This window comes from Kaistia defluvii, from assembly GCF_040548815.1.
In the GTDB taxonomy this organism is placed as follows: domain Bacteria; phylum Pseudomonadota; class Alphaproteobacteria; order Rhizobiales; family Kaistiaceae; genus Kaistia; species Kaistia defluvii_A.
On sequence record NZ_JBEPSM010000001.1, the window covers coordinates 1439423 to 1460991 of the forward strand.

The 21569-nt window shown below is 65.6% G+C and carries 20 protein-coding genes; 2 read left to right on the forward strand and 18 right to left on the reverse strand.

The genetic code is table 11. The features are described from left to right. Positions 1–15 precede the first annotated feature (15 nt). From ABIE08_RS06740 to ABIE08_RS06800, 13 genes are all read right to left on the reverse strand, one after another. Positions 16–1323, reverse strand: coding sequence for an ABC transporter substrate-binding protein (locus tag ABIE08_RS06740; RefSeq protein WP_354549706.1), 1308 nt, complete (start codon positions 1321–1323; stop codon positions 16–18). Between the two features lie 72 nt (positions 1324–1395). Continuing rightward, entirely contained in the window at positions 1396–2214 is an 819-nt protein-coding gene (locus tag ABIE08_RS06745; protein WP_354549708.1) for an SDR family NAD(P)-dependent oxidoreductase, read from the reverse strand. Positions 2215–2276: 62 nt separating this feature from the next. After that, a complete protein-coding gene (locus ABIE08_RS06750; RefSeq protein ID WP_354549710.1) occupies positions 2277–3164 on the reverse strand; it encodes an intradiol ring-cleavage dioxygenase in 888 nt (295 codons plus the stop codon). Between the two features lie 8 nt (positions 3165–3172). Continuing rightward, positions 3173–4927: an FAD-dependent oxidoreductase gene (locus ABIE08_RS06755; RefSeq protein ID WP_354549712.1), complete on the reverse strand. Its 1755-nt coding sequence runs from the start codon at positions 4925–4927 to the stop codon at positions 3173–3175. Next, positions 4927–5976, reverse strand: coding sequence for a branched-chain amino acid ABC transporter permease (locus ABIE08_RS06760; protein ID WP_354549713.1), 1050 nt, complete (start codon positions 5974–5976; stop codon positions 4927–4929). Before ABIE08_RS06760 ends, ABIE08_RS06755 begins: the two co-directional genes overlap by 1 nt. 8 nt (positions 5977–5984) lie before the next feature. Beyond that, the gene (locus ABIE08_RS06765; protein ID WP_354549715.1) at positions 5985–6848 is read right to left on the reverse strand and encodes a branched-chain amino acid ABC transporter permease; all 864 of its coding nucleotides are present in this window, start codon (positions 6846–6848) and stop codon (positions 5985–5987) included. Beyond that, a complete protein-coding gene (locus ABIE08_RS06770; RefSeq protein ID WP_354549717.1) occupies positions 6845–7549 on the reverse strand; it encodes an ABC transporter ATP-binding protein in 705 nt (234 codons plus the stop codon). Before ABIE08_RS06770 ends, ABIE08_RS06765 begins: the two co-directional genes overlap by 4 nt. After that, positions 7549–8265 carry an ABC transporter ATP-binding protein gene (locus tag ABIE08_RS06775; protein WP_354549719.1) on the reverse strand — a complete coding sequence of 239 codons (717 nt, stop codon included), beginning with the start codon at positions 8263–8265 and terminating at the stop codon, positions 7549–7551. The genes ABIE08_RS06770 and ABIE08_RS06775 overlap by 1 nt, the downstream gene beginning before the upstream one ends. Before the next feature lie 73 nt (positions 8266–8338). Next, positions 8339–9613 carry an ABC transporter substrate-binding protein gene (locus ABIE08_RS06780; RefSeq protein WP_354549721.1) on the reverse strand — a complete coding sequence of 425 codons (1275 nt, stop codon included), beginning with the start codon at positions 9611–9613 and terminating at the stop codon, positions 8339–8341. Positions 9614–9639: 26 nt separating this feature from the next. After that, a complete protein-coding gene (locus ABIE08_RS06785; protein ID WP_354549723.1) occupies positions 9640–10704 on the reverse strand; it encodes a maleylacetate reductase in 1065 nt (354 codons plus the stop codon). Next, entirely contained in the window at positions 10701–11360 is a 660-nt protein-coding gene (locus ABIE08_RS06790; protein ID WP_354549724.1) for an alpha/beta hydrolase, read from the reverse strand. The genes ABIE08_RS06785 and ABIE08_RS06790 overlap by 4 nt, the downstream gene beginning before the upstream one ends. Then, positions 11357–12316, reverse strand: coding sequence for a VOC family protein (locus ABIE08_RS06795; protein WP_354549726.1), 960 nt, complete (start codon positions 12314–12316; stop codon positions 11357–11359). Before ABIE08_RS06795 ends, ABIE08_RS06790 begins: the two co-directional genes overlap by 4 nt. Positions 12317–12320: 4 nt before the next feature. Continuing rightward, positions 12321–13229 (reverse strand): dioxygenase, encoded by a 909-nt coding sequence (locus ABIE08_RS06800; RefSeq protein WP_354549728.1) that lies wholly within the window; start codon positions 13227–13229, stop codon positions 12321–12323. A 93-nt stretch (positions 13230–13322) separates the two neighbouring features. Between ABIE08_RS06800 and ABIE08_RS06805 the strand changes: the two genes are divergently transcribed. Together ABIE08_RS06805 and ABIE08_RS06810 are read left to right on the forward strand one after the other, a co-directional pair. After that, on the forward strand, positions 13323–14273 hold the full coding sequence (locus ABIE08_RS06805) for a LysR family transcriptional regulator (protein ID WP_354549730.1): 951 nt from the start codon (positions 13323–13325) through the stop codon (positions 14271–14273). 196 nt (positions 14274–14469) lie between these two features. Beyond that, the gene (locus ABIE08_RS06810; protein WP_354549732.1) at positions 14470–15303 is read left to right on the forward strand and encodes an aldo/keto reductase; all 834 of its coding nucleotides are present in this window, start codon (positions 14470–14472) and stop codon (positions 15301–15303) included. 52 nt (positions 15304–15355) lie between these two features. Here the strand turns inward: ABIE08_RS06810 and ABIE08_RS06815 are convergent, their stop codons facing one another. The 5 genes from ABIE08_RS06815 to ABIE08_RS06835 all read right to left on the reverse strand — a co-directional run bounded on the left by ABIE08_RS06815 (position 15356) and on the right by ABIE08_RS06835 (position 21490). Continuing rightward, positions 15356–16876 carry an amidohydrolase family protein gene (locus tag ABIE08_RS06815; RefSeq protein WP_354549733.1) on the reverse strand — a complete coding sequence of 507 codons (1521 nt, stop codon included), beginning with the start codon at positions 16874–16876 and terminating at the stop codon, positions 15356–15358. 38 nt (positions 16877–16914) lie between these two features. After that, complete coding sequence (locus tag ABIE08_RS06820; RefSeq protein ID WP_354549735.1) at positions 16915–17808, reverse strand: ABC transporter permease; 894 nt, start codon at positions 17806–17808, stop codon at positions 16915–16917. Beyond that, positions 17793–18734: an ABC transporter permease gene (locus ABIE08_RS06825; protein WP_354549737.1), complete on the reverse strand. Its 942-nt coding sequence runs from the start codon at positions 18732–18734 to the stop codon at positions 17793–17795. The genes ABIE08_RS06820 and ABIE08_RS06825 overlap by 16 nt, the downstream gene beginning before the upstream one ends. A gap of 101 nt (positions 18735–18835) precedes the next feature. Then, the gene (locus tag ABIE08_RS06830; protein WP_354549739.1) at positions 18836–20398 is read right to left on the reverse strand and encodes an ABC transporter ATP-binding protein; all 1563 of its coding nucleotides are present in this window, start codon (positions 20396–20398) and stop codon (positions 18836–18838) included. Positions 20399–20419: 21 nt separating this feature from the next. Then, a complete protein-coding gene (locus ABIE08_RS06835; RefSeq protein WP_354549741.1) occupies positions 20420–21490 on the reverse strand; it encodes a BMP family ABC transporter substrate-binding protein in 1071 nt (356 codons plus the stop codon). Positions 21491–21569 lie beyond the last annotated feature (79 nt).

Sequence of the window (21569 nt, forward strand, 5' to 3'; positions counted from 1 at the left end):
GCGTCCTGTCTCATCTCACCAGGCGATCGGCTGGATCTTCTGCTCAGGCGCGAAGAGCTGATTGACCGTGTTGTCGACGATCTTCAGGTCGTAGGGCCACTTGTCGCCCTTCACCCACTGGCCGCCGAAGATCGGCGTCTTGCAGATGTTCTTGTGCGGCGAGCCGTCGAACTTGATGTGGCCGACCAGCGTCTGCAGGTCGGTCGATGCCATCGCGTCGCGGTTGGCCTCGCGGTCGAGCGGGTTGGACGAGCGCTTGAGAATGTCGATCGCGACCTCGAGCAGCGCGTGCGAGTAGCCAAGCGGCTGCGTCCACTGGCGCTTGGTATCCGCCTCCCACTGGGTGGCGATGTCCTGGCTGACCTGGCCGGTCAGCGACGACTTGAACGGGAAGGCCGGCGTCCACCAGACTTCCGAGGACATGCCGTTACCGAGCGGTCCCATCGCCTCGACGCCGCCCGGGAACAGCAGCGCTGCCGCTACCGTGACCGCCTTCGGCTTGAAGCCCTGCTGGTTGCACTGGGTGACGAAGGTCTTCAAATCGTCCGGATAGGTGATGCCGCCGATGATCTCGCAGTTGTTCTTCTTGAACTCGGCGATCTGGGCCGAGAAATCATTGGTGCGCGGCTGGAAATAGCCGGGAACGACGACTTCGTAGCCGGCCTTTCGGGTCGGCACCGGCAGGCCGTATTCCTCGTTGCCCCAGGTCTCGCCATCGATGTTCTGCGGGAACAGCATGCCGACCTTCTTGTTGGTCTCGAGCTGGTTCCAGAGACCGACGAAGGTGTTGAGCGCCTCGTCGAGGCCCCAGAAGAAATGGTTGGTCCACTCGAAGGTCTGCTTGCCGCCGCCGCGTGGGAAGACGACCGCCTGCCACGGCGCGCCGGAGGAGATGCAGGGCGTCTCGTAGAGTTCCGCCTGCTCCGCTGCCGGCAGGATGGTGTCGGTGGTCGAGGCCGGGACGAGCAGGTGAATCTCGTCATTCAGGATCAGATTGCCGGCGATCTCGGCCGCCTTGTTCGGATTGGACTGGCTGTCGCGGTCGAGGATCTCGATCGCATAGGTGTCGCCATTGGCCGCCTGCAACTGGCCGCCGAGCAGCGCGCGAATCTTCTGCAGCGTGTAGCCGTCCGTCTCGCCGAACAGAGCGAGAGGGCCGGTCGTCGGGCTCAGATAGCCGACCTTGATCGTGCCGGCATTGGCGGCGCGGGCATAGCCGGGCAGAGCCAGCGTGCTGGCCGCGACGCTTGCGCCCAGCCCCTTGAGCACGGCTCGCCGGCTGGGGCGAATGCCGGATTTCACCAGCTTGTTGTAATAGGTCATTGTCGTTCCCTCCCGTTGATAAGGTGTCTCCGGCCCCGCCCTCCTCGACGAAGCCGGCCTCAGGTCGAAGCGTCAGGTCATGCGCGTCAGGGCCCCGCCATCGATGACGATCAGCGAGCCGGTGAAGAGCGAGCCGGCCGGCGACGCCAGCAGCAGTGCCAGGCCCTTGATGTCCTCGATGTCGCCGATACGCCCGATCAGCGACTGGCTCTCGAAGGCGGCGCGGTCGGCCTTGTTGCGCAGTCTTCCTCCGGCGATGTTGGTGATGAACGGGCCCGGCAGGATCGCGTTGACGCGGATGCCATAGGCGCCGAGTTCCATGGCCATGTGGCGCACGAAATGGTTCACCGCGGCCTTGGCCGGCATGTAGGACGTGCCGACAATGCTCTCGTTGATCATCGAGGCGATCGACGACGTGACGATGATCTCGCCGCCGCCATTCGGCTTCATGTGGCGGACGGCGTTCTTCACCGTCGTGTAGACCGAGTTCAGATTGAGCTCGATGCCCCGATCCCACTGCTCGTCGGGAATGTTCTCGATCGCCCCACCCGGAAATCGCTCGCCGGTCACCGTGTTGAAGCCGGGACCGGGATCGATGCCCGCATTGGCGAAGACCGTATCGATGCGGCCATGCTTGGCCACGACGGCGTCAAAGGCCGCCGCCATGGCCGGACGATCGCTCACATCCACCATCTGGGACCAGACGTCCCAACCCTTGGCCGTCATGTCCGAGACGAGCCGCGCCGTGCCCTCCGCGTCTATATCGAAGATGCAGACCCTGGCGCCATGCTCGGCCATGATCTCGGCATAGGCCCGGCCGATGCCGCTGGCGCCGCCGGTGACGATCACCGACTTGCCCCTGACATCGAACATTTTCTCCAGCGCGGCCATCAGTTTACTCCCGTTTGTTCCATAGAGATCTGAGCGCAGACGCCGCCCGGCGTCCGCTGCGATCAGCCCTTCTTGCGCGACAGTACGAAGTCGAATTCCACGTCGTAGAACGGCGCCTCGATGCCGACCTTGGCCGCAGCCTCCGCGTCCTCGACCTTACGGAACTCGGCCAGCAGGCTTTCCTTCACGCCGAAGACGGCGTCGGAATTGATGTACGGATCGTCGGGATCGAAGATGTGTGTGGTGAGCGGGTCGAAGCCCTCGGCCTCGACGATGTAGTGCAGATGCGCCGGCCGGTACGGGTGGCGACCGAGCGCGCCGAGCAGCTTGCCGACAGGGCCGTCATCGGGGATCGGGTAGTATTTCGGCTTCACGCCCCGGAACCAGTAGCGCCCGTCGGCATCGGTGCGGAACACGCCGCGCAGGTTGAACTCGGGCTGGATGCCCTGCTGCTGGACGTCGTAGAAGCCCTCGTCATTCGCCTGCCAGACGTCGATCTTGGCGCCGGCGATCGGCTTGCTCTCGGTATCGAGGATGCGGCCATGCACGAACATCGGCTCGCCCTTCTGGTCGAGGCAGATGTTGGAGCCCATCGGCAATTCCGGCGCGTCGGCGACATGGAACGGCCCGAGCACCGTCGATTCCGAAGCACCGGACGGCTTGCGGTTGTTGATCGCATCGACCAGCATCGAGACGCCGAGTACGTCCGACAGCAGGATGTATTCCTGCCGCCAGTCGTTGCAGATCTGACCCGTCTGCGTGAGGAACATTATGGCGGCGAACCACTCTTCCTGGGTCGGCTCGATCTCCTTGACCGCCTCATGCAGCTTGCGGGTGATGACTTCCATCACCTGCTTCAGCCGTTCGTCCTTGGCGTTGCGGTTGCGCGCGACGACGACGTCGGCGGAGTCGGCTTCGGTGAAGTAGCCATATTCGTGTTCGTCGATCATGGGGTTCCTCAGCGCGCGAGAACGGATGTGAGAACACGGCGCAACTCCGCCGCCGGATCGGCGGCGAGCGTTTCCGAGCGCCAGGCGACGTGGTGGTCGGGCCGGACCAGTAGGCAGCCGGCATCGCGGATCTCGCTGGCGCGGGCCCAGTCGCCGGTATGGTCCTCGACCGCGCGGCGCGGGCCGATCACATGGGTGCGGATCGGCAGGCCGAGCTCCGCGCCGACCTCTTCGGCAGCCTTCACCCAGGCCTCGCCGCCAATGCCGGTCAGGATCGTGAACTCGCCATGGCCGCAGAGATCGAGCGTCGAGACCTTGCGGCCGGAGCGCTCGAACACCCAGACATGCGGCAAACGCGCGCCGGGCCAGGTCGTCGGCGCGTAGTGAAGTTCGCGGTCCTTCTCGAAGGCCGGTTGCGGCTGACCGTCCGTCACCACGGCATCCGAGGCATAGCGCTGGTTCATCTCGACGCCATGCGCATCGAACTCGTATTTCTTGAAGGCGATCGCCTGACGAAGCGCTTCGCGCTGTGCTTCCGCGGCGGCGGTCGCGTCGCAGCGCGCCTCCATGTTCTTCTGGATCTTGACGTGGTCGACGCCGCCATCCATGCCGAGCGCCGCGAAGATCGGCCCGAATTCGCCGATCGACTGGTTGGCGCGGGTCACGATCTGGCGCGCGATTGGCGCCCGTTCGACCGTATAGCTGTCGAGAAGGCCGAGACCCGCCTGCCCCTTGACGACCTTGGCGAGCTTCCAGGCGAGGTTGAAGCCGTCCTGGATCGAGGTGTTGGAACCAAGCCCGTTCGAGGGCGGATGCCGGTGCGCGGCATCGCCCATGATGAAGACGCGGCCCTTCTGCATCTCGGTCGCGAAGCAGTTGTTCACGGTCCAGGTGTTGGCGCCCAGCAACTCGATCTCGAGCTCGGGATCGCCCACCAGCTGGCGCGCGACGTCGGTCGCAAGCTCCGGCGTCACGACCGGCGGCGGCTGGTTGATGTCGTAGCCCCAGACGATGAGCCACTCGTTCCAGGGCCGCACCATGCGCACGAGGCCCATGCCGATGCCGCCGACATCGGCGCCGGGCTGCATGACCCAGTAGAGGACGCTCGGCCGGTGGGCGACATACTTCGAGAGATCGGCGCGGAACAGGATGTTCATCGAGCCGCCGACGCCCATCTTGCCTTCGAACGGCAGGCCGAGATGCTCGGCGACCAGCGAATTGCCGCCATCGGCGCCGACCAGGAACTTCGAACGGACGGTGAAGTCCTTGCCCGTCAGCCGGTCGCGACAGGTTGTGGTGACGCCGTCCGCGTCCTGGACGTGGCTCACGTATTCCGTGCTCATGCGGGCCTGCGTGCCGCGCGAGCAGGCCGTCTTGAACAGGATCGGCTCCATGAAGGTCTGCGGCAGGTCGTTCATCAGCGACGGCGACGACAGCAGATGCTCGGCCTTGGAGAGCGGGTGCATGCCCCAGCTCGTCATGCGGCCGATCTCCTCCCCGGCCAGACTTTCGCAGAAGACGTTCTCGCCCATCAGTTCCTGCGGCGAGGCGTGCATCACGGCCTCCGCCTCGACCTCGGGGCCGAGGTCGCGCAGCACTTCCATCGTGCGCTGGTTGGTGATGTGGGCGCGCGGCGTGTTGGACAGCCAGCGGTAGCGGTTCACCACCATGTTGGCGATGCCATAGCTGGACAGCAACGCCGCCGTGGCCGAGCCTGCCGGGCCCGTCCCCACGATCAGCACGTCGGTTTCGATATCGACCATCAATTCCCTCCCTCGATCTTCAACCCGACCAGCTTGCGGCGGACGGGAAACAGGTGAAGGCCGCTGCGGGCGGAGATCAGCCCCCACAGGCCCTTCGGCGCGAACAGCATCACGGCGATGGCGATCAGGCCGAGCGTCATCAGGTACCAGCTGCCGTAATCAGCCAGCGCCGAGCGCAGGACGAAGAAGACGATCACGCCGAGGATCGGACCCTCGATCGTGCCGATGCCGCCGATGACGACGATGAAAATGACGTAGGCGGTCCAGTCGGTGACCGCGAAGGCCGCATCCGGCGAGATCCGCGCCGTCTGCAGGAAGATGAGCGCACCGGTCAGGCCCGTGGCGGCGGCGGCGATCAGGAAGACGGCCCATTTGATCCGGCCGGCATCGACGCCGACGGAGCGCGCCGCCTCGACATTGTCGCGCACGGCGGAAAGCGCCAGGCCGAGCCGGCTGCGCAAAAGCCAGTAGATCCCGCCGGTCACGGCGACGACGAGCACCAGCGCCAGCCAATAGGCGAGGATGTCGCGAGCCGCCGCCTCGCGGACGCTGAACAGCGCGCGGATCAGGTCGGTGCCGAGAATGTTGCTGGTCGCCTCGCGGGGCAGCGAGGTGCCAGTGCCGCCACCCAGCGTCTTCCACTGCGCGACCAGCAGGCGCGTCACCTCGGCGATGACCCAGGTGCCGATGGCGAAATAGGCGCCCTGCAGGCGGAAGGCGAAGAAAGCAGTGGGGACCGCCAGCACCAGCGCGGCGAGACCGCCCAGCGGGATGGCCCAGACCGGATTCCAGCCGAGCAGGATGACGCCGGCGAACATGGCGTAGGCGCCGATGCCGACGAAGGCCTGCTGTCCAACCGAGACGAGACCGCCATAACCGGCGAGCAGGTTCCAGATCTGCGCCAGCGTCAGCATGGTCAAGATGAAGAAGAGGTCCTGGATGACGCCGCGCGAGGCGAAGGCCGGCAGCGCCAGTCCAGCGATGACGAGCCCGAGCGCAGCGATCGCTGTGACGGTTCCGGCGCGGGTACGAGTGGTCAGTCTGTACATGCTGCCCCTCAATCCACGGCGCGCGGGAACAGGCCGCGCGGCTTGAGCAGCATCACGATCAGGAATGCGATGTGGCCGGCCAGGATCTGCCATTCCGGGTTCACGGCCGCGCCGAAGGTCTGCGCAACGCCGATGATGACGCCGCCGGCCAGTGTGCCCCACAGGCTGCCCAAGCCGCCGATGATCACTGCCTCGAAGGCGTAGATCAGCCGCGCCGGCCCGATCGACGGGTCGAAATTGGAGCGCATGCCGAGATAGAGGGCGGCGATCGTCACTACGACCATGGCGATGCCGGTGGCGATCGCGAAGATACGCTTCGGTTCGATCCCCATCAGCCCCGCCGTGACGGCATCGTCCGAGGTGGCGCGAAACGCCCGGCCGAGGGCGGTGTGATAGAAAAGGCCGTTCAGCGCGACGATCACCACGATGGCCGACACGAAGGTCAGCAGCGGCATGACGCCGACGGTGACCAGTCCGAGATCGAGCGAGGCGCCTTCCAGCGCGCCTGCCGGAATGCGGCGGCTGTCGGCGGAAAAGGCTTCGAGCAAACCATTCTGCAGCGCGACCGAGAGACCGAAGGTAACGAGCAGCGGCGGCAGGATATCCTTGCCGAGCACGCGGTTCAGCACGACGGTCTGCAGCAGCCAACCGAGGCCGAACATCAGCGGCATCGCAACCAGTGCCGCGATCCAGGGCGACAGGCCGAGCATGGTGACGCCCAGCAGCACCAGATAGGCGGCGAACACGATCAGGTCGCCATGGGCGAGATTGACCAGCCGCATGATGCCAAAGACGAGGCTCAGCCCTGCCGCGAACAGCGCATAGAGGCCGCCCAGCAGAATGCCCTGCACGAGGGTATCGAGCCAGATCATGCCGCCTCCCCGAAATAGGCGGTGTGGATCTGCTGGCGGGTGACGTCGGCGGCCTTTGCCGCCAGCGTGACGCGGCCTTCCATCATGCAATAGACGCGGTCGGCGACGGCGAGCGCCTTACCGATATCCTGCTCGACCACGACGATCGCGGCGCCGCCGGCGCGGATCTTCGGCAGGGCCGCGTAAATGTCGCGGATGACGACGGGGGCGAGGCCGAGGCTGATCTCGTCGCAGAGCAGCAGTTCCGGGTTCGACATCAGCGCCCGGCCAATCGCCACCATCTGCTGCTGGCCGCCGGAAAGCGCCGTGCCCGGATTGCGGCGCCGCTCGCGCAGGATCGGGAAGAGATCGTAGATCGCCTCCAGATTCCATGGACCGGACGCCTTGCGCACCTGCCCGCCGATCAGCAGGTTTTCCTCCACACTCAGGGAAGGAAACAGCCGGCGGCCCTCGGGCACCATGGCGATGCCGCGCTGCATCACCTCGGCCGAGGACAGCGCGCCGATCGGTTCGCCCCGATGCAGCACCATCCCGGCATCGTTGCGGAGCACGCCGGTGATCGAGCGCATCAGCGTCGACTTGCCCGCGCCATTGGCACCGATGATCGCCACGCATTCACCGGCGGCGACCGCGATATCCACGCCGAACAGGGCGCGGAACTGGCCGTAATTCGCGATGAGGCCGTGGGTTTGGAGCAGCATCAGACCTCGAGCCCCAGATAGATCTCGCGCACTTCCTTCGAGGCCATGATCTCGTCCGGCGCGCCGACGCCGATCACCCGGCCGAAATCCAGCACCAGCAGCCGCTCGACCACGGAGGTCAGCGCATGCAGCACGTGCTCGATCCAGATGATCGTGGTGCCGCGGGCATGGATGTCGCGGATCGTCTCCACCAGCGCCCTGCATTCGCCCTCAGTCAGGCCGCCGGCAATCTCGTCGAGCAGCAAAAGCTCCGGCCCAGTCGCGAGCGCGCGGGCCAGTTCCAGGCGCTTGCGGTCGAGCAGGCTCAGCGAGCCGGCGACGACATTCGCCTTCTTCAGAAGCTCTGTGTCCTCGAGGATGCGCGCGCAGGCATCGACCATGTCGGCCTCGCGCCCGCCCCGTCCGAAGGCGGCGGCGGTCAAAAGGTTCTCGAATACCGTCAGGCCCTCGAAAGGCTGCGGGATCTGAAAGCTGCGGCCGACTCCCATGCGAACCCGCTCCATCGCGGGAGCGCGGGTGACGTCACGGCCAAGGAATTCGATGCGCCCCTCATTCGCCAACACATTGCCGGTGATCAGGTTGAACAGCGTCGACTTGCCGGCCCCGTTCGGGCCGATAATGCCCAAAGCTTCGCCGCGCGGCACCGAAACGGTCACGGCATCCGTGACCTTCAGCGCCCCGAACGACTTCGAGACATTTTCAAGCCTGAGTATCATTGCTGCCATCCTTGGGGGCACCTTGGGAGCCGGATGGATCGGGGGCGGCGGCAGGCGCCGCCCCGTTTCCGGATCAGGCCAGGGCTTCCATCTTGCCGGCGGTGGGGATCTCGGGCGCGTTGGCGTTTTCGACGATCACCAGATCGAAGCCGCCCCCGTCCTTCTTCCGCCACTGGCCACCGACGAGCGGCGTCTTGCAGACGTTCTTGGCCGCGAAAGGCGGCACGCCGACGCCGTTCCACGCCACCTTGCCGACAACCGTCGACATGTCGGTGGCGGCGATGGCGGCCGCGATCGCCTCAGCATCGGTCGGATCCGAAACCCGGCCCATGACATTCGCCGCCACTTCGAACAGCGAATGAGAGAAGCCGATCGGCTGTGTCCACGGACGCTTGGTCTTGGCGGTGAAATCCGCCGCGAGTTCCGCCGAACTCTGGCCGGTGATCGACGACTTGAACGGATGCGAGGCCGACCACCATACTTCGGAGGAAAGGTTGTGGCCCGCGTCGCCCAGCGTCTCGACCGATTGCGGGAACAGGATCGCCTTGGCGACCGTCACGGCCTTCGGCTTGAAGCCCTGCTGGCGGGCCTGGTTCCAGAAGGTGGTGAAGTCGGGCGGGATCACGACGCCGGTGACGATCTCGGCATTGGCTGCCTTGAACGCGTTGACCTGCGCGGTGAAGTCGTCCGAGAGGTTCTGGTAACGGCCAGGATCGGTGAGACTGAAGCCGGCAGCTTCCAGGCCGGGCTTCAGGCCGTTCTTCGGGTCGCCCCACGCATTGCCGTCGGCATCGTTCGGGAACAAGCCGCCCACCTTGCCATTGGTATCGAGCTGCTTCCACATGCCGGTATAGACGGCGATGATGTCTTCCAGACCCCAGAAATAATGGAAGGCGAAATCGAACGGCTTCCACGACGACGGGTCGCCCGGATTGCCCTGCTGGCCGATGAACCAGGGCTGCCACGGCGCCGTCGTCGAGATGACGGGCATCCCTTCCGCTTCGCAGGTGGTGGCGACCGGGTTGGTGTTTTCCGGCGTCGAACCGACGAGCATCAGGTTGATCTCGTCGTCGACGATCAGGCTTTTCGCCACCTCCGCAGCCCGGTTCGGGTTCGACTGGCTGTCCTTGACGATGACCTCACAATTCTTGCCAGCGTCGGAGTCGAGAAATGCCTTTATGTTATACGCGTCGCTCTCGGCGAAACCGGCCAGCGGACCGGTCTGCGGCGAAACATAGCCCAAGCGGATCTTGGCGCCCTGCGCGATGGCAGGCGCGGCAAGGCCCGAAGTGGCAAGGGCGAAACCCGTCGCCGCCGAGGCTTTCAGTAAGCTCCGTCTCGAAATCATGTGTTTCTCCTCCCTCTAGCTTCTTCTCAGTCCCCCGGACGGCGTCCCTCAAACGCCGCCTGGAGCAGTTCCCGTATCGAGCCCGGATCTATTGGCCTCGGGTTCGCATAGGCATTCTTGACGGCGATCGCCGTGGCGCGGTCGAGATCGGCCTCCTGAATGCCGATCGCCTGGAGGCTGAGCGGCGAGCCGACCGACTGCGCGAAATCCCAGAGCCCGCCGCCGGCCGAGCCGCCGCCGAACGTGTCGGCGATCGGGCGCAGCAGCTCGGGCACCGCCTGTTCGTTGAACGCGGTGGTGTAGGGCAGCAGGATGGCGTGGGTTTCGGCATGCGGCGTGTCGAACGAGCCGCCGAAGACATGCGCCAGCTTGTGGTGCAGCGCCATCGAGACGCTGCCGAGAGCGGTCGAGCAGCACCAGGCCGCATAGAGCGCCTGCGCCCGCGCGGCCTTGTCCTGAGGGTCTTCGATCAGTCCCGGAATACCGTCGCGAAACGCGACCATGGCATCCCGGCACATCAGCTCGATCACCGGATTGCGGTCCGGCGCGTAGAACGCCTCCATCGCATGCGCGATGGCGTTCATGGCCGAGGTGACGGTGAGTCCGACGGGCAGGCTCAGCGTCAGGTCGACATCGTAGATCACCGTCTCGGGGCGGATATCCGGCGAGCGGCGCGTGGTCTTCTCGCCCGAAGCCGTTTCGCCCAGGATGTCGGTCATTTCCGAGCCGGCATAGGTGGTCGGGATCACGACCTGATCGGCGCCGGTGCGCACGGCGATCGCCTTGCCGAGACCGGTGGTTGATCCGCCGCCCAGGCTGACCACGGCTGTGGCGCCGCTGGCGCGGAACGCTTCCACCGCCGTCTCGGTCACCTCGACGGGGGTGTGCATGACCGCCCCGGCAAAGATGCCGCCGGCAAGCTCGCCCAGGCTTTCCGCCAGCTTTTCCGCATCGGCCTTCTGGTGCGGCGTCGAAAGCACCATCACCTTGTCATGGCCGAGCCGACGCACTTCCTCCGCCACGCGGGACAGCGTACCCGCGCCGAACACGACCCGTGTCGTCAGTCCCGGAAAGACAAACTGATCCATCATCGCGCCGCCTCCATGCTTGGGTTCCGGCCGGCGACCAGATCCGCAAGGATCGATCCCAGCATGGCGATCTCGGCATCCGAGACCTCATGGCCTCGGCGCGGGAACAGATCGGCGCGCAGGCTCGCGCCCTTGCTGCCAAGCGTCTGGGCGGCGTCGGCAAAGGCCGAAACGGGGATCCAGGGATCGGCATCGCCGCCCGTCAGATAGACCGGAACGCCGGCCGGAACGGCCTCGGCACGCGCATCCGACGGCACGCCGACGCGCGATCCGGTCAAAGCGGCCAGCGCCTGCGGCGGCGGCAATCCGGCGCAGAGATATTCGATCGCGAGGCAGGCCCCTTGCGAAAAGCCCGCCAGAAGCAGCGGCAATCCGGGCAGTTCGCCCCGGGCGGCCGCGACAGCCGCCGCGAGGTGGTCCAAGGCGGTCGCAAGCTGCGCGCGAGCGACTGGCGTCAGGGGATCAACGGCCCGCGCATCCCACCACGCGCCCATCGGGGCACGCGGCAGAACAAAGGCCACGGCCGGCGCGGAAAGCCGCGCCAGCACATGGGACTGCATCTCCTCCGGCGATTGGCCGCGGCCGTGGACGAAGACGCAGATCGCCTTCGCCTCCGGGGCCCGAGAGCCAAGCCTGAGCGGACCGCCGTCCTGGATCATGCGAATTCCGCCTGCTCCAGGCCTTCACGCAGTTCGGCTTCACGATCCTTGAACCAGGGCGGGAAGACGAGCGTCTTGCCGATCGCGCCCGGAGGCTCGTCCTTGGCCCAGCCTTCCGGCGTGGTCCAGGCCAGCTCGAACAGCGCGCCGCCGGGCGAGCGGACGTAGCAGGACTTGAAGTAGTTGCGGTCCTTCTGCTCGGAGATATCGGTGAAGCCGAGACCTTCGATGTGGGCGCGCAGCTTCAGCTGGTTCTCTTCATTGCCGGTGTTGAGCGCGAGGTGATGGATCGTGCCGCCGGCCAGCGTCCAGGTGCCCTGCGCGCTGTCCCGGTCGACGATGACCTCGACGCGCTGGATAACGCCGGACTCGTCCGGCACGCGGTAGACGAGGCCTTCATGGTTGTCGGCTTCCTTTTCCAGCGGCAGCGCGATGGTCAGGAAGTCATCCATGGCGGTCCGGTCCATCACGGCGACAACGCTGCCATAGATGCCCTTGATGCCGTGATCTTTGCCGATGCCCTGCACTTCATTGGTGATCGGCTCGCGCGGGTCGCTTTCGCTTTCCACCAGCTCATGCGGGATGCCGCAGGGATGCGCGAAGACGACGCGAGTGGCGCCGAAGCGGGTGATCTTGGCGGCCTCGATGCCGCGCTTATTCAGCCGGTCGACCCAGAAATCGGCGGCGCCGACGGGGATCGACTGCAGGATGGCCCGCGACTGGTTGGTGCCGCGACGGCCATAGACGGCCGGCTTGCGGAACGGGAAGGTGGTGATGATCGTCGAGGCATCGCCATTCGGCGAGCCGTAATAAAGGTGGTAGACCGGGATCACGCCGTCGAAAAGGACGGTCCGCTTCACCGAATGAAGGCCCAGCGCCTTGGTGTAGAAGTCGAAGTCTTCCTGCGCGCTGTCGGTCGACATGGTCAGGTGGTGGTAGCCGCTTATACGGGCCATCGGTTCATCTCCTCCCAGAGGTTCCGGTTTTGCCCTGCCTTTGCGGGCAGAGCACAAGATTGAGGTCGAGAGCGCACTTCCGCTTTCCTCCGTCGGGTGGCAGCGCGCGGAACTCGGCCATGAGTTCGGGTTTGACCCCGAAAATCGCGTCCCGGCCGATGGCCGGATCGGATTGGTCGAAAATGTGGGTCGTTAGCGTCTCGAAGCCTTCGGCCGAAACGCGGAAATGAATGTGGGCCGGCCTTTCCAGGCCGAGGCCAAGCGCCGACATCAACTGGCCGACCGGACCATCCGCCGGCAGCGTGTAGCCCTTCGGCTTCACCGTGCGGAAATGGAACCGCCCCTGGGCATCGGCGCGGAACCGGCCGCGAAGGTTGAATTCCGGCTGCCGGTCCGGTTCCTGGTTCTCGTAGCGCCCCTCGGAATTGGCCTGCCAGACCTCAACCGTAGCGCCGCCCAGGCCATGGCCATCAAGGTCGAGCACCCTGCCGGCCACGTCCAGCGCCTCGCCCTTGCCATCACGCGAGATGTTGGCGCCGAGCGGCGTTTCCGGGACGTCGGACCGGTAGAAGGGTCCCGCCACAGTGTTCGGCGTCGCGCCGGCGGGACGCGGATTGTTCTGATCCTCGATCAGCGACGACACGCCCAGAACGTCGGCGAACAGCACCCATTCCTGCCGCCGCGCATCGGCGTAGTGGCCAACCTCGGTCAGGAAGTCGATCGCAAGCCGGAATTCGTCGCCGGAAGGGCGGAGTTCGGCGATCAGGGCATGCAGCCCGCCCACGGTCGCCTGCGCAGCCGCCGCCAAACGGGACTGGCCCATGGCCGTCAGACGCCGCGAAAATTCCTTCGCCTGCGCCGAAACAGCGTCGGCAGAATCATCCTCGTGCGGACCGTCGTGCTGGCCGTGCATTCCGCCGGGGCCTCCCTTCCCCTTGCCAATCGGGATAGCACGGCCCTGCCCAACTCTTGATGAGTTCTACGCGCCCCGGTATAGCACTTTGCTATGAGACTGAACGAACGCCACCTCATGCAGCTCGCCGCCGTGCTCGATGCCGGCGGCGTGTCGGAAGGTGCCGCCACGCTGGGCCTGACCCAGCCGGCGGTCAGCCGCTCGCTGGCCATGCTGGAGGCGCGCGTCGGCGAGCCGCTTTTCCTCAAGGGGCGGCGCCCCCTGCAGGCGACGCCGCTCGGCGCGCAACTGGCCGCCCAGGGGCGCACGATCATCGCCGCCTCGCGCAAGGCGTCGGACGCCGTGCAGGGCTTCCTGAAGGGCACCAAGGGCGTCGTCCGGGTCGGCGGCGTGCCGTTCTTCATGGATGCGATGATCAGCCGGATGATCGGCGAGTTCCAGAACCTGGAACCCGAGGTCACCGTGCAGCAGAGCTATCTCAACCTGCCGGAGATGGTGGCGGCGCTAGAGGGGCATCAGATCGATCTCGGCATCGTGCCGATCGGCGTGCTCGACCTCGGCCCCGGCTTCGAGTTCACCGAGATCCTGCCGGGACGCAACATCGTCGCCTGCCGGCCCGACCATCCGCTGCTGCGCAATCGCCGCCTGCGCGCGCATGACCTGACCAGTTTTCCCTGGGTGGCGCCTCTGCCCGGCTCGCCGCTGATGTCCGACCTGCAGATGATCCTGATGAGCATCGGGATGTCCGACCTCAACGTGCGCTATTCCGGCGGTTCGCTGATGAGCGTGATCAACTTCCTGGCCGAGACCGACGCCCTCGCCGTGCTGCCCTTCTCCGTGGTGTTCGCGCAGCGCAAGGAAAACCGCGTCACTGTGCTGCCCTATGAGATCCCGCAGCCCAACCGCTCGCTCGGCATCCTGCGCCGGGTCGGCGGCCCGCGCTCGCCGGCGGCGGAGCGCTTCGCCGGCCATGTCACGACGGCCTTCGAAAACCTGAAGCACATCATCAAGCGCCACGAAAACGCCGTCGTTTGGGGCCGTTAGCCGGCCGCCGGTGCTTGGCCGGATAACCAGGCTTTGCGGCGACGGTCGAACGCTGCGATGATCCCCGGGCATCGCCCGCGCGTGGCGACGTCCGCCCAGCTCCGTCCGATCGGGGCGAAGGCTGCCAGGGAGGTCCCATGACCATCGAAACCGGGCCGGATCGTCTCCGGCACGCTGTCAAGACACGGGTGTTCTGATGCGCTTACGATCGTTTGGCAGCACCCCGTCCGAGGTAGCGATCATCGGCCAGGGAAGCTGGTATCTCGACACGGGCGACCGGGCCTCGGCCGTCACGGCCCTGCAGCGGGGCATCGACGCGGGCATGACGCATATCGACACCGCCGAAATGTATGGCGACGCCGAACTTGTCATCGGCGACGCGATCCGGGGCCGGCGCGACGGGCTGTTCCTGGTTTCGAAGGTCCTGCCGCAGAACGCCTCGCGCTCGGGCGTCATTGCCGCCTGCGAACGGTCCTTGAAGCGCCTCGGCGTCGAGCAGCTCGACTGCTACCTCCTGCACTGGCGCGGGCGCTATCCGCTGGAAGCGACGTTCGAAGGATTCGAGGAACTAGTCCGCGCCGGCAAGATCGCCGGCTGGGGCGTCAGCAATTTCGACGTATCGGATCTCGAAGACGCGCTGGCGGCGTCCGGCCCGGGACGGATCGCCTGCAACCAGGTCCTGTACCATCTGGGCGAACGCGCGATCGAGCACGCCGTCTTGCCCTGGTGCGAAGAGAATGGGGTTGCCGTCGTCGCCTATAGCCCGTTTGGTCATGACAACTTTCCCAGCGAAAGCTCGGCCGGCGGCCGGGTCCTGGCCGACATCGCCGCGGCCCACAATGCCACCGCCCGACAGATAGCGCTCGCCTGGCTGGCGCAACGGAGCTTCGTCATACCCAAAGCTTCGACCGCGCGGCACGCGGAAGACAACGCACGCGCCGGCGACATCGAGCTCACCCAGGATCAGGCGCGCCGGATCGACCAGGCCTTTCCACGGGGCCGGAAGCCCTCCAGCCTGCCGATGCTCTGACCCTCGCCCTGGTGGCGGGGGTAGCAGTCGTTCGACGGACGTTCGGCCGAGCCTAGGGCCGATCTTCGCCCGGGCCTCTGACATAGCGGTTCATCGCAATGTCTCTCGAGGTTGCGCGGCGATGGATCTCGGCCATGGTCGAATGAAACGCCGCGTTGCGTTGCTCAAGCTTGGCGTGCTCAGCCAGGTGCGCCGGCACAAGCTCGCGGATCTCGGCCAGGATGGCTGCCTCGTCAATCGAGCGCATGCGACCCTGATGAACGACGATCTCGCCGGCCACCATGACCGTCTCGATGGACGAACCATTCTCCGCATAGACCAGCTGCCGCGCCACGTCGTTGAGCGGGGTAAAGCTGAGCGTCGTCAGGTCGAGGATCAGCAGGTCGGCTGCCTTGCCGACTTCGAGCGAACCCGTGACATCTTCCAGCATCGCGCTGCGCGCTCCGCCGAGCGTCGCCATTTTGAGAATCGCGTCGGCCTCGATCCATTGCGTGTAATCCGGGCCGGAGACGCTGTGGATCAGCCCTGCCACGCGCATGACGTCGAAAATACGGGCAGTATCGTTGGAGGAAACACCGTCTGTGCCAAGACCGATGGTTACGCCCGCATCCATCAGCTGGCGGATGGGCGCAATCCCCGCGCCAAGCTTCTGATTGGAGATGGCATTATGGGCCACCGAACAGCGGGCGGCACCCATCCGCTCGATGTCCCGGTCGCTGACCCAGACGGAGTGCGCAATCGTCGTGTTGCGCGACAGGACGCCCAGCTCGTCCATATAGGCGATCAGGCTTTTGCCATAGAGCTCGTGGCCGGTAACGGCCTGGGTCTTGGTCTCCAGAATATGGGTATGCAGTGGTACGCCCATTTCCACCGCCAGCGCATGGCAGGCCTGGAGCAGGTCTGCCGTGCAGCGCTGCGGCGCAGAGGGCGCCAGCATGAACTGGATGCGCCCGGCCGTGCCATGCAGCGTGGAGAAGGCAGAGCGGCAATAATCCATATAGGCGTCGGCCGACATGGGCGGCCCGAAATCGAGCTGCGCCTGCAATTCGGGCGGCATGACCTCGCGGGCATACGGGAGTGCGTCGAGCGTATGGATATTCATCGCCGCGCTCGACACATTGGCCCGGATACCGGCGTCTTCATAGGCTTTGAAGACGGCCGAAAGCCGGGACAGATCATGCGCCGGCGGGTCGAAGAAATCGTCGCAAAGGGTTGTAACGCCATTGCGCAGCGACTCCATCGCCAGGAGCAGGCTGCGCAGATAGAGCAGCCGCTCGTCGATGACCGGCCCCATCAGCAGCGGGTAGGCATAGAGCAGCCATATCTCCAGCGGCATCCCCTCATAGCGCCCGCGGAAGAAGGTCTCGCTGGAATGGGTGTGCGCGTTGACGAGGCCCGGCATGACGAGCCGGTTCGTGCCGTCGATGACGGCAGCATCGGGAGCGGCCGCGAGGTCCTTGCCGATTTCTGCGATCCGCCCATCCTCGATCCGGAGGTCGCCCTGGATCGGGCGGCTTCCGTGCTGCGGGCACATCGTCAGGACCGTCGCGTTTCTGATTATCGTCTGCTTCAAGATGATCGATCCGTCCTGCCGGTTATGCCGTGTGGCTCTTACTGGTCGCGCAACTCGCCGAAGCCGCTGGCAGCCTTCGTGCCACCCCGCAGCTGCGTGCTGAGCCAGATGCCGATCACCGTGGCGATGTAGGGAAGCGCGAGCAGGAGATCATGCGGGACACGATCGCCAAAGGCGAGCTGGGCCCGGATGCCGAGCGCGCCGACGACGGCAAAGAACAGGGCCGCCAGGCTGGAGCCGATGGGATGACCGGCGCCGAAGATGACGGCGGCGAACCCCATGAAGCCGCGACCGGCCGTCATGTTCTGCGCGAAGATCTGGAGACTGCCGGCTGCCAGTTCCGCCCCGGCGAGCGCACACAGGACGCCGCCGATCATCAGGGCCACCAGGCGCATGGCGGCCGGATTGACGCCGACGCTGCGCGCCGCGAAGGGATGCTCGCCGGCCGCCGCCAGGCGGAGGCCGAAGCGGGTCCGCCGCAGGACGACCCACATGGCGAGCACGACAAACGGCATCAGCAAGACCAGGATCGAAAGCGAGCCGTAGGCGCCGAATGCCGGGCCGAGGCGCGGCAGGCCGAAGGGAGCGCTGACGGCTGCCTGCGTCCCGAAAATCGACTGCACGGCGAGAGCCGTTCCGCCGAGGCCCAATCCCGTCAGCCCCAGACCTGCGATGATCTGGTTGGCCTTGAGCTTCTCGACCACGAACCAGAACAGGATCGAGCCGACAATGCAAACGGCCATGGCAATCAGCAGCGCCAGCCAGATCGATTGCGTCAGCACAATGCCAAGGATGGTCGCGCAGGCGCCGGTGATCATCAGGCCCTCAAGCCCGAGATGCCAGATGCCAGTTCGCTGCGCGATGACACCGGCAAGGGTGACATAGATCAGCGGCGTGCCGGAACGCAGGATCGCGATTACGAAGTCTTCCATACCCGTCCTCCGAGTTTCGCTATCCGGTCGACGACCTTGGATTTTGCGGTGATGAAAAGGGCGATAGCTGCGTTGATGATGTCGATGGCCGAGGAAGGCAGGCCCGCCATGATCGGAAGATAGAGAGCTGCCGAGGCGAGGCCGCCGAAGAACAGGGCGACGAAAGCCGTTCCGACGACTGAGAAATTGGCCACGAGCGCGATCAGGATTGCGGTGAACCCATGCCCCGGCAGGAAGCCACCGGTTATGCGACCATTGGGGCCCATGAACTCGATCGTGCCGGCAAGACCGGCCAGCGCGCCGCTCAAGAGGAAGCTGGCAAGCCCGATGCGCCAGGTTCGGGCACCCTGCCACTGCACCATGGTCGGGTTGCGGCCGGCGAGGCCCGAGAGCACGCCGAACGCGGTTCGGTTGACCAGAAACCACATTGCAATGCCAACGATGACCGCGATAGCGATGATGGTCGGCGACAGTCCTAGCGAATTGCTGATCCGGTAGGCGCTTGCCAGGGGGCGACTCGATGCCTGCTGTCCCGTTCCCGAGGGGTCCTTGAGTGGGCCGGCGGTGACGTAGAGCAGAAACAGGCCGGCGATGAAATTGCCCATCAGGGTGGTGATGACTTCGTCCGCGCCGGATTTCAGCCGGAGCAGGCCCGGCCAGAGTGCCCAGAGCGCACCGCCCGTCATTCCGGCAAGGAAGCAGGCGGGGATGAGGATCGCAGCCGGGGCGCCGTTCAACCATTCAGCCATGAAGGCCGCGGTAATGGCGCCCATGTAGAATTGCCCTTGCGCGCCGATATTGAAGTAGCCTGCGCGAAACGACACGGCGACGCCAACCGCCGTGATGAAGAGCGGCAAGCCCCAACGCAGCGCCTGCTGCAGCGCGCCGGGCCTGAGAAAGGCCCCTTCGGCGATCGAATGGAACATCAGCCCCGTCGAGTAGCCGGCCGCCTGGAAGATGACGCCGCAGAGCGCGAGCCCGATCAGAATGAAGATCAGCGCGCGAAAGACGGAAACGAGCCGGTCAATCATCGATGGACTCCTGTCATGGCAGCCCCGACCGCCGCGAGATCGTAGGGTGGCCGGAATTCGGCGACGATGCGCCCGGAAAGCATGACGATCACGCGGTCGGAAATATCGAAGATCTCATCGAGATCTGAAGAGATGAACATCAGGCCGCAGCCGCGCGCCCGTGCCTTGCGCATGGCATCCCAGACGAAGGAGGTCGCCCCGATGTCGAGGCCGCGGGTCGGCTGCGCCGCGAGAATGAGGCGGGCGTCAGGATCCATCTCGCGAGACAGGATCACCTTCTGCGCGTTGCCGCCGGACAGCGAGCCCGCCCGCTGGCTCACTTCCGAATAGCGCACGTCCCATTCCTTGAGGGCCGCGTCGCATTGCTTGCGGATGGCTGCCGGGCTGATCGTCGACAGCAGGGACGTCTGCAGGAGACCCCGTGCGGCCCAGTTTTCCCAAAGCGAACTGGTGAGGCTCAGGCCTTCGACATTGCGCTCGAAAGGAATGATGCGCAGGCCCGCCGCACGCCGGGTGGCAAGCGGTGCGCGGGTCAGATCCATGTCGTCGATGGCAAGGGTGCCGTCGACCACATCGGCCATCGCGGCGATGGCGCGAACCAGCGTCCGCTGCCCATTGCCCTCCACACCCGCCACACCGATGATCTCACCCGGGCGGATGTCGAGATCGATGCGATCGAGCGCCGGACCTTCCGGGTCAGGCCGGGTGGAAACCTGGCTCATGCGCAGGATGGGGGCACGATCCTGAACCGCCGCATCCTCCTGCGCATGCGTGACAATGGCCGCGCCGGTCAGCGCGGCCTTGTCGTCCGCATTGAGGGTCTTGGCGGCTGCGGAGCCGATGATCAGCTCGGCCAGCTTGCCGGCATCGATCCCTTCGCAGGGGAGAGGCCCATCCACGAGCTTGCCGCCCCGGAGAACCGTGACCGTATCGGCGATCGCCAGAACTTCCCGGATCTTGTGCAGGATGAGAATGACGGTGACGCCGCGCGCCTTCAGGCGTCGCACGCGCTCGAAAAGCTTGTCCGCGCCTTCCGGCGACAGCACGGCGGTGGGTTCATCCAGGATGAGGAGCTTGGCGTCGGAGACGAGGGCGCGCGCGATCTCCACGCCCTGCTGGGTTTCCACCGGCAGATCGCGGATCCGCTGCCGGGCTTTGACTTTCACATCCAGCGCGTCGAGATGCGGTTGCCAGCGCTTTTCCAGGCTACCCTTCGAGAAAAGCCCTCCCCCTTCCGCGCCGAATTGCATGGCCTCGGCGACGGTGAAGGAAGGGGGGAGCGCAAAGCTCTGATGCACGAGTTCGACGCCCGCCCGGCGGGCGTCCTTGACGTTGCCGCCCAGCAAGGGGCGACCGTCGATTTTGAGCTCGCCGGATGCCGGTCGAACGAGGCCAGCCAGAACCCTGGCAAAGGTCGTCTTGCCAGCGCCATTCTGGCCGACGACGGCGTGGATCTTGCCACGCTCGAAGACGGCTCCGACTTCGGAGAGCGCCACGATGGAACCGTAGCGAACGGTCACATCGCGGCATTCAAATATGGAGGGGCTGGCCTCGTTCATAACAGCGGAATCCAGTCGGAGTCAGAGCGTTGTGTTGAACGGAACCTTCAGGGATCCATCGAGAATCGCTGCGCGCGCCGCGGCGATTTCCGGCAGGACTTCCTTCGCCTTGGCTACCAGATCGGCCGGCCCCTGTTCCGCGAACAGCGGCGAGGGGATGAAGTCGATCACACCGGTGCCGAGGCCCGTATGCTCATGCGTGCCGCCGGCGAAATTGTTGCCGACCGCCTTGGCGACTTCGTTGTAGAGCGAGTTGCCGAAGTCGAGGCCGACGATCGAAATCACGTTCTTCGGGCCCTGCGGGAACTGGGCGGGATCGAGCACGCTGACCATACGCCCCTCGCCTTCCTTGGCTGCGGCAATGATGCCGAAATCGGTTGCCGCCGCGTCCGTCTGGATGAAATCGATGCCGCCTGAATACATCTGCGTCGCGATTTCCTGGCCCTTGGCCGGATCCTGGAAGGAGCCTGCGAAGGCTACGGATACCGATGCATCCGGGCGGACCGACAGGGCGCCTGCCTTGAAGGCATTGAAGTCGGCGTTGATCGGGGGAATGGACACGCCGCCGATGAAGCCCAGCTTGCCGGATTTGCTCAGCCGCGCCGCGAAGATGCCGGACAGATAGCAGCCGAGATAATAGTCGTAGGAAACGGTCACGACATTCGGGATCGCCGGCTCGAAGGGATCGGCGAAGAGCTGGATCCACTTGGTATTGGGATACTCGGGCGCCAGCGCCTTGAAGGGCTCCGCGACCTCGTTGAACGTCGATACGATCACGGAAGCGCCGGCATCGCCAAGGGTGCGGAAGATGGTTTCATAGGTCGCCGGGTCCTGCGCATAGACGGCGCGGGACTGGAAGCCCTGCTCCTCGGCAAGCTGCTTGAGCTTGGCGATCATCGAGTCCACGGCGCTCGCGTCGCCCGCCGCCTGCGTATGCACGAGCGCGACCAGGCCGCCAGCGGCATAGGACGCGGCCGTGAGCAGGCCGTTGGTCATGCCGAAGGCCGCCAAGCCTGCCGTCGTCTTCAGAAAGGTCCTGCGGCCGATGGAGTGGCGCAGCAGATTGAGTTCATTGGAATCTTTGTTCGTCATGTTCCCATTTCCTGGCTCTGGAAGTTCGGTATGCGTTTTTTTATGGGGGCGGTTCGTGTGCCGCCCTTCCGCTTTGCGG

Excerpts from the sequence above, each read along its gene's own strand:
- ABIE08_RS06750 (WP_354549710.1), bottom strand. The coding sequence starts at position 3,164 with ATGATCGACGAACACGAATATGGCTACTTCACCGAAGCCGACTCCGCC.
- ABIE08_RS06785 (WP_354549723.1), bottom strand. The coding sequence starts at position 10,704 with ATGATGGATCAGTTTGTCTTTCCGGGACTGACGACACGGGTCGTGTTC.
- ABIE08_RS06790 (WP_354549724.1), bottom strand. The coding sequence starts at position 11,360 with ATGATCCAGGACGGCGGTCCGCTCAGGCTTGGCTCTCGGGCCCCGGAG.
- ABIE08_RS06835 (WP_354549741.1), bottom strand. The coding sequence starts at position 21,490 with ATGACGAACAAAGATTCCAATGAACTCAATCTGCTGCGCCACTCCATC.
- ABIE08_RS06775 (WP_354549719.1), bottom strand. The coding sequence starts at position 8,265 with ATGATACTCAGGCTTGAAAATGTCTCGAAGTCGTTCGGGGCGCTGAAG.
- ABIE08_RS06805 (WP_354549730.1), top strand. The coding sequence starts at position 13,323 with ATGAGACTGAACGAACGCCACCTCATGCAGCTCGCCGCCGTGCTCGAT.
- ABIE08_RS06830 (WP_354549739.1), bottom strand. The coding sequence starts at position 20,398 with ATGAACGAGGCCAGCCCCTCCATATTTGAATGCCGCGATGTGACCGTT.
- ABIE08_RS06820 (WP_354549735.1), bottom strand. The coding sequence starts at position 17,808 with ATGGAAGACTTCGTAATCGCGATCCTGCGTTCCGGCACGCCGCTGATC.
- ABIE08_RS06770 (WP_354549717.1), bottom strand. The coding sequence starts at position 7,549 with ATGCTGCTCCAAACCCACGGCCTCATCGCGAATTACGGCCAGTTCCGC.
- ABIE08_RS06825 (WP_354549737.1), bottom strand. The coding sequence starts at position 18,734 with ATGTTCCATTCGATCGCCGAAGGGGCCTTTCTCAGGCCCGGCGCGCTG.
- ABIE08_RS06795 (WP_354549726.1), bottom strand. The coding sequence starts at position 12,316 with ATGGCCCGTATAAGCGGCTACCACCACCTGACCATGTCGACCGACAGC.
- ABIE08_RS06810 (WP_354549732.1), top strand. The coding sequence starts at position 14,470 with ATGCGCTTACGATCGTTTGGCAGCACCCCGTCCGAGGTAGCGATCATC.
- ABIE08_RS06800 (WP_354549728.1), bottom strand. The coding sequence starts at position 13,229 with ATGCACGGCCAGCACGACGGTCCGCACGAGGATGATTCTGCCGACGCT.
- ABIE08_RS06745 (WP_354549708.1), bottom strand. The coding sequence starts at position 2,214 with ATGGCCGCGCTGGAGAAAATGTTCGATGTCAGGGGCAAGTCGGTGATC.
- ABIE08_RS06780 (WP_354549721.1), bottom strand. The coding sequence starts at position 9,613 with ATGATTTCGAGACGGAGCTTACTGAAAGCCTCGGCGGCGACGGGTTTC.
- ABIE08_RS06740 (WP_354549706.1), bottom strand. The coding sequence starts at position 1,323 with ATGACCTATTACAACAAGCTGGTGAAATCCGGCATTCGCCCCAGCCGG.
- ABIE08_RS06755 (WP_354549712.1), bottom strand. The coding sequence starts at position 4,927 with ATGGTCGATATCGAAACCGACGTGCTGATCGTGGGGACGGGCCCGGCA.
- ABIE08_RS06765 (WP_354549715.1), bottom strand. The coding sequence starts at position 6,848 with ATGATCTGGCTCGATACCCTCGTGCAGGGCATTCTGCTGGGCGGCCTC.
- ABIE08_RS06760 (WP_354549713.1), bottom strand. The coding sequence starts at position 5,976 with ATGTACAGACTGACCACTCGTACCCGCGCCGGAACCGTCACAGCGATC.